The organism is Paenibacillus sp. FSL H8-0282 (genome assembly GCF_037963825.1).
GTDB lineage: Bacteria > Bacillota > Bacilli > Paenibacillales > Paenibacillaceae > Paenibacillus_AQ > Paenibacillus_AQ odorifer.
Genome location: NZ_CP150146.1, coordinates 4,740,265 through 4,753,890 on the forward strand (window position 1 = coordinate 4,740,265; position 13,626 = coordinate 4,753,890).

The following is a 13,626-nucleotide window of genomic DNA, read 5'->3' on the forward strand; positions in this document are numbered from 1 at the left end:
TCCCCTCCTAGATGTCATTCCATTTCATTGTCTGTGTAGGGCAGTAACCACTGCAGTGTCACCTGTAATCCTCCAAGCGGAGAAGGCGAGATGCGCAAGCCAGACGTCTCCCCAAAACGCAGCCGCATTCTCTGATGCACATTCCATAAACCGCAGCCCATTTCTTCATCCATCACCCTGCTTAGTTTATTTTCCAGTTCTATAATTCCCTCTGGCGTCATGCCCTGACCATCATCCTCAACCGTAAGCGTCATTTCTCTGCCTGCACAGGAACCCGTAATCCGCACCAGTCCCTCTTTGGCGACGGGCTCAATTCCATGTATAACCGCATTCTCCACCAAAGGCTGCAGTACGAGCGGCGGAAGCTCTCTTTTGCGCATTTGCGGTGGGATATTGATCTCATAACGAAGTCTGCTCATCCTCATCTTCTGGATCTCCAGATAATGATTCACAAATTCCACCTCTTCAGACAGCGCAACCAAATCACGTTCCTGACGAGTGGTGTATCTGTAATATCGGGACAAATTATGCGACATCCCAACGACTGCCCCCATATTATCGAGCTTCGCCATACTTGTAATAAAGGAGAAGCAATTATAGAAAAAATGTGGATTAATCTGTGATTGAAGCTGCTTTAAGCGGGCTTCGCGAACATGGATTTTCTCCATCAGCACATTCTCGATCAGCATCTGAATCTGTTCTACCATACTGTTAAACCGGCCGGACAGGAAGCTGAATTCATTCTTCCCTTTAATCTCCACTCGCGCAGAATAATCCCCTTGCTTCAACCGTTGAAAGCCTCCAACCAATAACCTTATAGGCACCTGCACTTGAACATATAACAGATAGGCTACGAGACAGCTCATTAACAACAAAGCACTGATCGCAAAATAAAATAAACGATTAGAGGTCAGGATTGGATGTAGGATTTCAGTCAGCGGCATATAGTCGATCAAATACCAGCCCATTTTGTCCGAATAGACGATATTTACACTGTAGGATTCACCTTCTATTTTGACCGTGCGATTCTCACTAGGCTTCAGCTGGGTCTCTTCCAGCCTGTCTACCAATTCTTTAGCTAACACCTTGTCGGCACTGCGGTTAAAAATAAGTCCTGTTCCCTGCTTATAATAAAAAGGATCTCTTCTGCCATCACTTTTGAATTTATCCAGCATATCTTCTATGTTCCGGCTGTCGAACTCTACCTTCATAACCGTTTTGACTTTTTCCGGAGCGAATTCTGACATAAAAGGTGTAAAAGAAAACCATGAGAATACGAAGCGGTCACCCTCCTGCCCTTCGATTTTCTCCACATGCCAGCCCGACTTCACTTCCCGCTTCAGATCCTCATCTTCGTATAACTTCGCATCATTTTCAGACACCATACGATGAATGGACGGGGAGTATAAATATAGCTTACTCTTCCAATTGGAGGAGCTTTCTTGAATGCTGATTTTGGTCTGAATCCGTTTGATCAGGTTTATCGTATCCAGATTCAAACGCCCTTTTTCCAGATAAGTATCCTTAAGGCTGAGGATATCAGGATCATGGATCAGCAGAATCGGCCACGAGGACAATAACTCCATATTACTTTCTACCTGATTCTGAAAAAAACTAAGCTGATTATTATTCGAAGTATTTAACTCCGTACGCAGCACATCCGTGGTCGTTTTATTGGAATAGAAGTAAAGGATGGTTATCGGGATCAGCATAATGACCATGATACTCACGATTTTGGTAAATAAATTATATCTATACACGTTCCTTCACTCTCCGGCTCAAATGTCATAGCCCCTATTGTACAAACAATCCCTACTTGCGAAAAGATAAATATCTAAAAAATGTGGTAAAGACAGGCCCTAACTGCCTTTTCGAGCACAGTTATTGCCTGTCTGCCTATTATTGCTGCAAAAGATTGAGTATGATGTACGCCGCTTCAGCGCGTGTTGTATGGGCTTGCGGGCGGAAATTTCCATCTTCGAATCCATTGATAATCCCAGCCTGCGCAAGCGCTGTTATCCCTTCACTGGCATACAACGAGATCAGGTCTTTATCTTTAAAAGAAATAAAGTTCACATCCGTCTGACCGTTCACTTTCTCCGCCAACTTAAGCGCACGGTATGAAATAGCTGCCATTTCTTCACGGGACAATTTATCATTCGGGCCAAAAGCGCCATCCGTATGTCCTTGTACAACACCCAATTTCCCAGCAGTATTCACAGCAGAGCTATACCACGCATCAAGGTTCACATCTTTAAAACTGCCTGTTCCTCTTTCTGCATTTAACTCCAGCGCGGACAGCAGCATGCTGACAAATTCAGCGCGTGTAACCTCCCCTTGCGGATTAAAGATCCCGTTTCCTATTCCTTGCACGATCCCTTTAGCCGTCAAGGATTCAATCGCTAACGTGGCCCAATCTGCTGCTTTTAAATCTGTGTACCCCACCTCTGCGTACCCCGCAGCATAAATGCTGAAATGACTTGGATTAAACATAATCTGTTCCGCGGTTGGGTTGTACCGCACAGCTTTGATAACTTCGAGTTTTCCATCAGCAAGTGTCGAATAAACAGCAATCCGCTGGCTCTGCTCCCCGAGCTTCAGCTTGTAGTGGAAGGCTACCGATATTGCTCCTTTTTTGAAAACATCGATAGAAGTCCCGTCTACTGACACATGGATGTTATAGGCCGGGTAGTCTTTTGCTCCAGTTGCCAATGGTGAAGGCAAGGTTGGCGTAGCTACCTGAACCAGTGAGAGCGTTAGTTCCTTAGCCCCCGTCTTTATAATTCCTGCACTAGCTTCCGTAGAAACCGTAACAGATGCCGCACCATATACAATTACTATTTGAGGATGTTTGCCCTGCTCTAGTATAGAACTCAACGGTAGATGAACGACTGCTCCCTTAAGCTCTCCCGTCGATGGCAGAACAGAAATAACCAGTTTTCCATCCGCCGGAAGCGTCGACAGCGCCTTATTGATATCCTCTATACTTAGCGTGATCTCAGCTATGCCGGAAATTCCTGCTTGTGCCTTCACCTGAAGTTGTCCTGCCGCTGTATGTTCGACCACTGCTTTATTTGCTGAATTTACAACGCTTGAATCTCTGACGGTGATGATAGGATCAGGATTAACCCCTGTTCCGGGTTCCTCGCCAGTGCCAGGATTCCCTCCCGTTCCGGGTTCACCACCTGTGCCGGGATTCCCTCCCGTTCCGGGTTCCTCTTCGCCCCCCTCACCGGCCACCGGGGTTTTGAAGACATTTAATGAAGAGAGTGCATTCCCTGCAAAATCGAACATTGCCTGATTCTCCCAAGCATTTCCTTCGCCTACCTTCCAGCCTACACCTTGCACTGGAATCCAAGCTGGTTCCCAATAGAACAAGCCTGTTCCTTTACCATCGGGTACTTTGGACAATACATTCATTACTGTTTTGACCTCAGCCATTTGACCTGCAACCGTAGCTGGGAAGCCACTGCCGTCTAGCTGATCTTGGCGGGCGATGTTATTCTCAAAATTGTCGCCGTCCTCCAGCGTGTAAGGATACGCGGTTTCCGTCACAATCACTTCTTTACCATATCGTTTAGAGATATCGTCCAAGTTAAACTGCAGGCTATCCATCGTTCCGCTCCAATACGGATAAAAGGACGCGCCGATCACATCATAATCAAGATTCCGCTGCGTTAATTCGTCAAAGAACCAACGAAACATATCATTTTTGCCACCTTCAGCAAGATGGATCATAATTTTGATATCCTGACCTGCACCCTCGCTGTCTCTAACTCCCTTCACTCCGCTCTCCAGAAGCGGAACAACCTTCTCAAAAGCATTCTCTTGATCATAGGATTTGCCATCTGGCCATAACAAGCCCCCATTAATCTCATTTCCGATTTGAACCATATCGGGTGAAGCTCCCTTTTCCTTTAGCTCATCCATAACATCTTTGGTATAGTCATATACCGCTTGCTTCAATTCATCATAGGAGTAATCCGCCCATGCTCCTGGCTTGTTTTGCTTTCCGGGATCAGCCCAGAAATCAGAGTAGTGGAAATCAAGCAACAGCTTAAACCCTTTGGCTTTGACACGCTGCGCCATTTCCACAACATGCTCACGGTCATTATAGCCGCCAGCTTCCTGAGGATCATTCCATAAACGCAGCCGAATGTAATTTACACCCCGGCTTTTAAGAATATCCAGCAAATCCTTTTCTACTCCATTGTCGTAATACTTTCCACCGGCATCCTCAATCGCTTCCAGTGTGGAAATGTCCGCACCTTTTATGAACCCGGATTGCAGCACAAGCGGAGTAACCTGAATATCAGCTGTGGGTTGTAGGTCTGTCCCTGCAACTTTCCCCATTACGCTGTAAGTTCCTTCAACCGCGTACTCCGCTTCAGTAAGGTCATCCCAGGTTACAGGCAGCTGTTTGCTTGACCCATCTTCGTATATAGCCGTTACCGCTGATGGCAATAAAGCAGGCACATCCGTAATTGTGCTGACATTTATACTCTCAAATCCAACAATAGGCGTGCTGCTGTCACCTACTACTGTTACCTTCGCCACTGCCTTCTGCACAGTACCTGAGATAGAACCGCTTACTGTAAAGGTTCCGGGACGGGAATACTCTGCTGGCGGGATCACATCCCAAGCAACCTGAGCATCCTCCGTGTCAGAATTGCTATATACCACAGTTACAACACTTGGAAGCTCAGGGGCTTGCCCAATTTCCGTGTCCAACCGTACTGGCAGTACAGTTTGTATTTCACCCTGTGCCGGCTCATGCGGCGCGCTGTCTGCGGGAACACCCCAGACCTTCAGATCATTAATGGCTGCCCATTTTCCGCCGTTGATGCCGGTCAGGTTGACCCTTACATATGAAACATTCCGCAGCTTAAAAGCATTGTACTGAGTTTGCTCTACACTGCTGCTCTTACTTTTGTCCACAACTGTTGTCCATACCTTATGATCACGTGATACTTCAATCGTATATTGATTAATGTAACTCCATGCATTCCAGATGACGGTTGCGCCTGACAAGTCATATGCACCTTGCAAATCTACTTCCAGCCAATGAGGAAAGCTCCCGTCATTCGCCGTCCAATGTGTGTTCCATTCATCGGAATCTACTGCGTTACCCGCTTCATACCCTGCAAGCTCACTATCGGATATAGCAGGCTTTCCTAGGGCAATATTCTCATCTCCTGCCGCTTGAGCAGACTGCCCAAACGTAAAAGGGGAAATAAGAAAGGTCAGAATCATAAATAATACAAATGATTTCTTCAATGTCTGCTTCCTCCTAAATAATTTAATCATGGATTATGTACTCAGCAGCACAGTCATTTTGTGCGCTCCCTAATTGTAAACGCTTTATTAACTCTGCTATATGTTACGTTAGAAACATTTCAGCAGTTTTTGCAGTCGATTTGATCTAAGCAAGGAGTAAAATCACATACAAAAAAAGATGATCCGAAAGCCATACGGCTTCGAATCATCTTTATATAGGTAGAACCATTCCACTTCAATCTGCTCAGAGCGTTTGTGGTTTGGACTGTTGATTAGATAAAAAGAATAAAGCGACCCAGATCAAGGCAAATCCGAGAATCTGCGGGATAGTGACCAGCTGTTGGAACACAATCCAGTTGATGATTACTCCCGTCATAGGAAAGCTGAGTTCAGCCAATGTGGCGAAGGAAGCTTTGGTCGTGCTAAGTCCTTTGTAATACAACAACATACTAAGAAGTCCTGGCAGCAAAGCTTGCAGCAATAAATTAACCGCAATAGCTGCCGATGCACCAAACCCGCCATGAATCTGCCACGGGGCACCTTCTAGCGTAGTGATAACGAAAAGTAAAGGAAGCGCAAGGATAAACCGCAGCGAAGTCACTGTCTCATATTTCATAGAACCGAGCAGATAACGTCCCATGACTGTCGATCCCCCCCACAGTGCAGCTGCTCCCAAGGCCATCAGACTGCTAACCCCAATAAAGTTATTCACATGTCCGAAAGGGATACTCCAGCCAAAGGTCAGCAGATAGGTTCCTACCAGCGCCAACACAATGAGTGGTCCGAAATTTTTTGGCAAACGTTCTTTAAGAATTAAAGCAGCGAGACCGATAGCGAATATTGGCTGAAGCTTTTGCAGTAACAGCACTGCATTCAAATCCCCACTGGAAAGTGCCATCGTAAATAGGATCGTCGCCCCGGCAGAGCCTCCCCATGAAACAATCAATAAAGCACCAATCTGGCGAAATCCAATTCCTTTAAGCTCCGCCCGGTGACGCCAAAGAACAGGTGAAGCAGCCAAGAAAAGCACCACATGCTCCAGAAGAACAATTTGCGATGAGGTTAAGGATTTTAACAGGATGATACGAAAGAGCGGATCAACGCCCCATAATGCTGCACCAATCACAACGAGCCAAAATCCACTGCGTAGCGCTGATGTACTGCCAACCTTAGTTGATGATGAAGCTGTAACATTACTCATAATTTCCTTCTCCTTGTCGATACAAACCCTCGATAAGAGACCAAAAACCCCCGAATTACCAAATAGGTAAACTCGGGGGCATTATCAATAAAGACGTACAAGGATAGACTCCTAGCGTCTTTATCTTATGATCCTCTCCCATCCGGACTTTACCGTCGGCTCTGGATTTACACCAGATCAGTCACTTCTCTGCAAGCAGAACAAGTGAGTCGCGGGCTCAGTTCGCTTTGAACATTACCGCCGGTCGGGAATTTCACCCTACCCCGAGAATCTTGTATTCCGTTGTTTTTTTCACAATCTCAGAATAAACCTCTTCAAGCCATTCGTCCAGTACTTTATGAAAATGTACACATTACTTTCATGTTTCGCAGCATTTTATTACATGTTTGTTCGTAATTGTTCTACTGCTTCATCCAAAAAACTTCTGTATAATGAAATTATGTTGATTTTTCCATAGTTTAGTAATCATGTCGAGGAGGTTGTTATGAAAGAAGCATTCTGGACGAAATTATTGTTCTCCATTTTTGCCGTTGGAGGAATAGCTTTTTTAGGATTCATAGGTGCTATAATTACTGCGCTTTACGGAGGACTGCTGTTTTATACCCCACTTGTGGCGATCTTAGCGATCGTATTAGCCATCTATGTTGTACTCATCATATTTAATGTGTTGTCCCGAAGAACAAGCAATATTGTATTGTTATCTATCCTCGGACTTAGTCTGCTCGCGACCGCAGGATATGAGATCAAGCAAGCGTACGTCAACAGAATTGCCACTGTCGATGATCGGGAGGTTAATCTGCTACAGTATGAACCCTTTGCTGAGAAGACCAAAGCAGTGAATCTGGACGAGCCTTCTTCCTATCATATCGATAGCGATCTTCCAAGATTGGACGGCGCAACCGCACTTTATCCACTGTATTCAGCTTTCGTTCAATCTACTTATCCTGAGGGTTATTATAATCCGTATGATTTTCAAGCAAGTCAAGTAATTTGCAGCAGCACGCCTGAAGCTTACAAGAGATTAATTGAAGGAGAAACCGATATTATATTTGTAGCGGCTCCGTCAATTGCACAACAAAAAGAAGCTAAAAGAAAAGGTGTCGAACTGAAGCTTACGCCGATCGGCCGCGAGGCCTTCGTATTTTTTGTAAACAAACGAAACGACGTAACCGGACTTTCCACCGCTCAACTTAAAGATATTTACGCAGGCAAGGTCACAAATTGGAAAGATGTAGGCGGAGCTAATAACCGAATCCGTGCTTTTCAACGACCTGAAGATAGCGGAAGCCAAACGATGTTGCAAAAGTTTATGAAGGACACTCCACTCATGAAGCCGCCTCAAGAAGACGTAGCGGATATTATGAGCGGTATCATTCAACAAACCTCCAGCTATCGCAACTATAAAAATGCACTGGGCTACAGCTTCTTATTTTACGCCTCAGAAATGAATCGAAACGGGGAAATAGCCCTGCTGGCCATCGATGGTATTCAACCAGACAAGGAAAGTATTCGTAGTGGACAGTACCCTTTGGCAACAGAATTTTATGCAGTGACCGCGGGAAGCGACAACCCTAATATTCAGCCCTTTCTGGATTGGATTCAATCTGCTCAAGGTCAGAAATTGGTAGAGAAAACAGGTTATACATCGTTAAAATAAAATCTCTCTAGCAAATGAGAGCTATCCCAAATGTTTGGGAAGGCTCTTTTTCTATTTTTATACCGAAAATTTTCCTTTTTATCTGTTGTAGAGCGCAACTTTTGGAAACTATTGTCGTTTATACTTTATACGAGCCTTAAACGGCATCAAAGGAAGAAAAAGTAAGAATTGCTAGAGACCAATAAACGGGGATGGTAGGGATTGCAGATGAAAAAGTTTGGTTTTTTGGCGTTACTGCTGCTTTTGTTGGTGCTGGTTCATCCAGGAACTGGTTATGCCGGCTCTGCGGAAACACACATCAACCTAGACGGCAACGATCTTAAGATTTCAAAAGAAGCACAGGTACAAATTGTAAATGGCAGTGTAATGGTTCCTCTTCGTGTTGTTGCGGAACAGCTTGGTTATACCGTGAAATGGGATAATGTGACCAAGACGGCGATCATTGAGCAAAAGGGAACTACTTTAAAGCTGATCGTGGATAATACGATGGCAGAAGCTTCAGGGAAACAAGTCAAACTGGACAATCCTCCGTTTCTCAGTGGCAGCACAACCCTTGTTCCTTTAAGATTTGTTGGGGAACAGACAGGAACTACTGTCGGTTGGGACAATGTAACCAAAACCGTATATTTAACCTCTCCAGTACCTGAGATTGGGGGAAGCGATCCGGAAATTACGGTTCCACAACCCACTCCAACAGCACCTTCAGACAACGGATCAAACGGGAATACAGCAACTGAAGGGAATAGATCAGTAGCTACAGTCACCAATCTTAGCTTCATCGATAACCAGCTGGTTATTGCAGTGAACGGCAGTATAAAACCTACCGTGTTCACTATGACAGACAAAGACCGAATTGTCGTGGATTTACCGAATACTGGCTTTGGAACCGACTTCCATCAGAATCTGTCCGTAGGAAAGAACCAAAGCGGACAGTTAACGGTTACTGACTATCCTAATGTCTCTGCCGTTCGCTATTCATTGTTCAGCAGTTCCCCATCTACCATTCGGATCGTAATTGATCTAAACAGCGCTAATAGCTACAGTCTGATAAATGCTAATGATGGACTTATTATTGTGGATCTTAATGGGACTAGCGTTACGCTTCCTGAAACCACCTTACCAGAAGTACCAGTTATAACTCCTCCACCTTCTACCGGCAACACAGACAAGAAGATAATCGTCATCGATGCAGGACATGGTGGGAAAGATCCAGGGAGTTCAAGTGTTAACAAGCTTAAAGAGAAAGATTTCACCTTACCGACAGCACTGAAAATTGCAGAATTACTAAAGAAAGAACCAAATATCGAGGTTATACTCACGCGCAGTGGCGATACATACCCAACTCTACAGGACAGATCTAACCTCGCCAACAATGTAAAAGCCGATCTATTTATCTCTGTTCATGCCAATAGTATTCCGGCGGGCAGTAAAAGTAACCCTAGTGGCACAGAGACCTATTACACACGCAATGATAGCTTATTATTCGCTCAAACCGTTCACAAATACCTCGCAGTTGCTACAGGACTGCAGGACCGAGGGGTTCGTCAAGCTAACTATCATGTAACAAGAGAAACTAAAATGCCTGCAATATTATTAGAATGTGGTTACTTAAGCAATACCAAGGATGAAGCATTACTCTTTACCCCGGACATCCAGAATAAAATAGCCGAAGCAGTAGTTTTAGGAATCAAAGAATATTTAGGTCGTTAAAAAAATGGGTGTCCCATTAGCCGTTTAGGCTGATAGGACACCCATTTTTTATTCGGTAGCGGTGTTCCAAACACTCATTCGTTCCCGCAGATTCGAGGTATGCAGCTCTAGCTGTATACCATCTGGATCTAGAAAATTGACCGTCCAGCCTATTCCCCGTTTGATTGGCCCTCTAATTATGGGCACATTCTGGGTTTGCAATCCTTGGACGGCTTCCTCAAAATGTTCCTCTGCAATACTAAAAGCGATGTGATCTACCCCAACCACATTATTTGCAATCGCCATATAATCAGGCTTTTCAAGAAGACATATCCAGGCACTTCCCCATTCCAGATAAGCATCAGTTTTACCTCTATGAACTAGTTGAAGGCCCAGAATTCCTGTGTAGAAATTCAGGGAATTTGCTAAATTACTGACATTTACGGTCACATGGTTAAAGCCTTCTACCTGCATCTTAATTCAGCCTCTCTATCTTCTTAAGCCAGCATAGTGACAATTCTTTTGCGTTTCTCTGATTCAGGATCATAAGCTACATGCGTATCTTCATCAAAGATCAAGGTAGCCCGTTCCTCCAGATTATATTTCGGCCATAACCTCGCAGCTGTAGCCGGATTTCCTTGATGAGCGAAAGCAATCCAAGCGTCATGCATAACTTCAGCCAACTTCTGCATCGTTGGATTAATTTCTGCCCTAAGATGGGTTAGATGAGATAGATTATTAAAGGCATAAACGATTTCTGCACTATGCACAGCTTTATTTAACAAAGGATGACCTGGGATCGTGCCGTCAAAACGGTACATCCAGACAGGTGCATAATTCAATTGGTTTTCCGCCAGAGACACCGAGGTTGCCCAGAAGTAAAGATCCGTTAGAATTTCGGCTTGTCCTTCCCAGGTGGAAGAATAATGGTTAGCAATCTCTTTCAGACTCCCAGTACCCATCATCTGCTCCAGCGCCTTGAGTGATTCGTCAAAGTCTGCCTCAGGTGATTCTTCTCTGAAGAACAAGTTGCCCTCATCACGATTGGTTCCGATCAATAGCGGAATACCATGTGCCGATCCTTCTGCCACAGCCTGTGCAGGTTCTACAGGAAGTGTATCCCCATCAATGACAGGCTGAAATAACATGCCAATTGAGCCACCCGTTAACTTTTTAGTCATTCTTGCGGCTGCATCGATAATTTGTTCAGAAGAAAATGTTTGCAGAAGACTGGCATCTCCATCTGGGGCAATCCCTAATTCAGCTAGCAGTGCAGCTGCAATGTACTTTCCTTGCTCGTTAGGCAGCGTCTGAGCAGCCCCACTTTGCATAATCGCGCCAGCGAACAACCCCTTCGCTGCTGGCATAGCCAAAAGGGCTGCGATACTCATACTCCCTGCTGACTCTCCGAATACAGTTACCCGCTGCGGGTCCCCGCCAAAAGCAGCAATATTCAGTTTTACCCATTCCAGCGCGGCAATTTGATCCAATAATCCTTGATTAGAAGCAAGCCCATGGCCAAATGGAGACAAATTCATGAATCCAAATGGACCCAGCCGATAGTTAATGGTCACTAAAATTACTTTGCCGCGCTCAGCGAAGCTTGTGCCGTCAAACTGCGGCTGACTTCCAGCCCCGGTCACAAACGTCCCCCCGTGAATCCAGAACATAACAGGCAGGGGCTCATCATGAACTGCTGGCGCCCAAATATTTAAATACAGACAATCCTCGGAATGAAGCGGCGTCTTGCCACCGAACCGAGTACCTCTCGTATCCGCTGGCTGATGACTAACTGGACCAAATTCAGAAGCATCTCTAATCCCATCCCAGGCTTCTGGTGGCTGTGGTGCACGAAACCGAAGTTCTCCAACAGGTGGAGCTGCAAAAGGGATCCCGCGCCAAATGTTCACTTCCCCCTCCTGTATTCCCTGAAGCTTACCATAAGAGGTTACTGCTATTGGTGCTCCCATTACATTTCACCCTTCCACATTATTCCTTATTCTCTTCAATCTGTTTATATAAGCCCGATCGAAACCGGAACCATTCAAAAAGATGTGTAAATACCACCTTAAGTACCGCATAACCCGGAACTGCAAGGATAATCCCCAGAATTCCAAACATTTTACCTGCGAATATAATCACAAAAATAATGGTTATCGGATGAATCTTCAACGTCTTGCCCATGATCTGTGGTGAGATGAATTTTCCTTCAATCAGCTGAACAGCTGTCCACACGATAATCATCTTCAGCAGCATAAATGGAGAAGTGACCATCGCCACAATTAGGGCAGGTGTAATCGCGATTGCCGGGCCCAGATAAGGAACAACTGCTGTACAAGCAGCAGCAATAGCCAGAACGAGAGAGTACTCCAAACCAATGATTAAATAGCCAATATAGAGCAGCAGACCAATACAGCAGCTGACTATAATTTGCCCGCGTATGTAAGAGGATACCTGACTGTTCATCTCCGACATGACCATACGAGTCTGCGGCTGCAGAGAAGTAGGTACAAACTTCAGAATATAATCCGGCAATTTTTTTCCATCGCGAAGCAAGTAGAACAAAATAAATGGCGTCGTTACAACCGCCAAGACAATCTCTGTAAGGGCTCCTACAAAGCTGCCAACACCCGTCAAGGCATTATTCAGAAAAGAACTGCCCCACGCTGTTATCTTAGATGTTATCTCACTAAGGTTCGTTCCGATACTATCTTGAACTTGCCCAAAGAACTCCGTTCCGGTCAGATCCATAAACCGTTCTTGAATTAATTCACTATACCTTGGAAAATTGTCGATCAATCCTGATAGCTGAGTCCGTATAATTGGAATGACCATAAACAAAACCAGCGTGATGATACCAGCAATCAACAAATATAGGATGATTATTGCATATACACGTTTTATTCTGGATCTTTTCTCCATCCGATCTACCAACGGATTCAGCAAATAATAAGCTATACCTGCCAGTAATAATGGTGCGGCCACGGTGTGCAGCAATACTGATATCGGCTTAAAAATAAACGGTATTTTGGAGAATACCAGAATATTAATTCCAACCAGCAGCATAATGAGCAGCACTACTACAAATTTATTATTCAGAAAAAATTTTTTGAACTTCTCTGGCCACACCTGCAGCCTCTCCATCGTACCCTCTCCCCTATAAACCATCATATATTCTGTGTTATTTCATTCACTTTTTAATAGCATAGTCAACGTTAGCCCTGCAAGTCAAATTTGATTCCCTTAATTAAGCACACAGTCCTATTACGAGTCTGGTCATGATCCGATTCAATCATAATCCTCCCCTGTTTATAAATAAATAACCCTGCACGAGATATTCCTCTGTACAGGGTTAGAACCGCAACTAAAAGGTACTCCCAAGCCTTGCTATTTTTTCTTTTTCCCTTTAGCGTCCTTTTCATTTGAAGCAATCAATTGTCCATCATAGGTGTATAACACGTGATCTTCAAGCTTCTCCCCCTGCAAATGTTTCCGCACTAATGATTTCGCCAGCTTAGGTGTAATCTCTTTGTACCACACACCTTCGGGATAAGCGATCACCACACAAGCATCTGAACATCTTCCATTACAACGGGTCACAGTCGTATGTATAAGACTTTGTGCGCCTTGCTTCTCAATCTCATCTTCTATCGCTTCAGCTACCTCTTCACCTTTGTGTTTCTTGCAGCTGCTACCGTTACATATTAATAAGTGACTTACAGTTCCTTGTAAATTCCAGGTCGTCATGGATGACTTCAACCCCTTCTTATCAGCTAACCCTATTCCGTTCGTGGATTATTTT

At 44.6% G+C, this 13,626-nt stretch carries 9 protein-coding genes and 1 riboswitch; of the genes, 2 read left to right on the forward strand and 7 right to left on the reverse strand.

Translation table 11 applies throughout. The features are described from left to right. Positions 1-14: 14 nt before the first annotated feature. The 3 genes from NST94_RS20595 to NST94_RS20605 form a co-directional block, all read right to left on the reverse strand. Positions 15-1,760, reverse strand: coding sequence for a histidine kinase (locus tag NST94_RS20595; RefSeq protein ID WP_339281207.1), 1,746 nt, complete (start codon positions 1,758-1,760; stop codon positions 15-17). Positions 1,761-1,899: 139 nt separating this feature from the next. Next, positions 1,900-5,277, reverse strand: coding sequence for a glycosyl hydrolase 53 family protein (locus NST94_RS20600; protein WP_339281208.1), 3,378 nt, complete (start codon positions 5,275-5,277; stop codon positions 1,900-1,902). Between the two features lie 244 nt (positions 5,278-5,521). Further along, entirely contained in the window at positions 5,522-6,478 is a 957-nt protein-coding gene (locus NST94_RS20605) for a DMT family transporter (protein WP_076104422.1), read from the reverse strand. Positions 6,479-6,604: 126 nt separating this feature from the next. Continuing rightward, positions 6,605-6,753, reverse strand: a riboswitch (FMN riboswitch). Positions 6,754-6,962: 209 nt separating this feature from the next. Here NST94_RS20605 and NST94_RS20610 point away from each other — a divergent pair. Together NST94_RS20610 and NST94_RS20615 are read left to right on the forward strand one after the other, a co-directional pair. Continuing rightward, positions 6,963-8,135, forward strand: coding sequence for a substrate-binding domain-containing protein (locus NST94_RS20610; RefSeq protein WP_076192262.1), 1,173 nt, complete (start codon positions 6,963-6,965; stop codon positions 8,133-8,135). 207 nt (positions 8,136-8,342) lie between these two features. Continuing rightward, positions 8,343-9,845 carry an N-acetylmuramoyl-L-alanine amidase family protein gene (locus NST94_RS20615; protein WP_339281209.1) on the forward strand — a complete coding sequence of 501 codons (1,503 nt, stop codon included), beginning with the start codon at positions 8,343-8,345 and terminating at the stop codon, positions 9,843-9,845. A 48-nt stretch (positions 9,846-9,893) separates the two neighbouring features. Here NST94_RS20615 and NST94_RS20620 read toward each other — a convergent pair whose 3' ends face one another. The 4 genes from NST94_RS20620 to NST94_RS20635 form a co-directional block, all read right to left on the reverse strand. After that, positions 9,894-10,298 carry a VOC family protein gene (locus tag NST94_RS20620; RefSeq protein ID WP_076184069.1) on the reverse strand — a complete coding sequence of 135 codons (405 nt, stop codon included), beginning with the start codon at positions 10,296-10,298 and terminating at the stop codon, positions 9,894-9,896. 23 nt (positions 10,299-10,321) lie between these two features. Continuing rightward, positions 10,322-11,794 (reverse strand): carboxylesterase/lipase family protein, encoded by a 1,473-nt coding sequence (locus NST94_RS20625; protein ID WP_339281210.1) that lies wholly within the window; start codon positions 11,792-11,794, stop codon positions 10,322-10,324. 19 nt (positions 11,795-11,813) lie between these two features. Next, positions 11,814-12,968, reverse strand: a complete 1,155-nt coding sequence (locus NST94_RS20630; RefSeq protein WP_076127413.1) for an AI-2E family transporter — start codon at positions 12,966-12,968, stop codon at positions 11,814-11,816. Between the two features lie 243 nt (positions 12,969-13,211). After that, entirely contained in the window at positions 13,212-13,571 is a 360-nt protein-coding gene (locus tag NST94_RS20635) for a (2Fe-2S) ferredoxin domain-containing protein (protein ID WP_076184074.1), read from the reverse strand. Positions 13,572-13,626 lie beyond the last annotated feature (55 nt).

What these genes read in the sequence shown, in the direction of transcription:
- NST94_RS20625 (WP_339281210.1), bottom strand. Translation starts at nt 11,794, where the DNA reads ATGGGAGCACCAATAGCAGTAACCTCTTATGGTAAGCTTCAGGGAATA.
- NST94_RS20630 (WP_076127413.1), bottom strand. Translation starts at nt 12,968, where the DNA reads ATGGAGAGGCTGCAGGTGTGGCCAGAGAAGTTCAAAAAATTTTTTCTG.
- NST94_RS20605 (WP_076104422.1), bottom strand. Translation starts at nt 6,478, where the DNA reads ATGAGTAATGTTACAGCTTCATCATCAACTAAGGTTGGCAGTACATCA.
- NST94_RS20635 (WP_076184074.1), bottom strand. Translation starts at nt 13,571, where the DNA reads ATGACGACCTGGAATTTACAAGGAACTGTAAGTCACTTATTAATATGT.
- NST94_RS20610 (WP_076192262.1), top strand. Translation starts at nt 6,963, where the DNA reads ATGAAAGAAGCATTCTGGACGAAATTATTGTTCTCCATTTTTGCCGTT.
- NST94_RS20615 (WP_339281209.1), top strand. Translation starts at nt 8,343, where the DNA reads ATGAAAAAGTTTGGTTTTTTGGCGTTACTGCTGCTTTTGTTGGTGCTG.
- NST94_RS20620 (WP_076184069.1), bottom strand. Translation starts at nt 10,298, where the DNA reads ATGCAGGTAGAAGGCTTTAACCATGTGACCGTAAATGTCAGTAATTTA.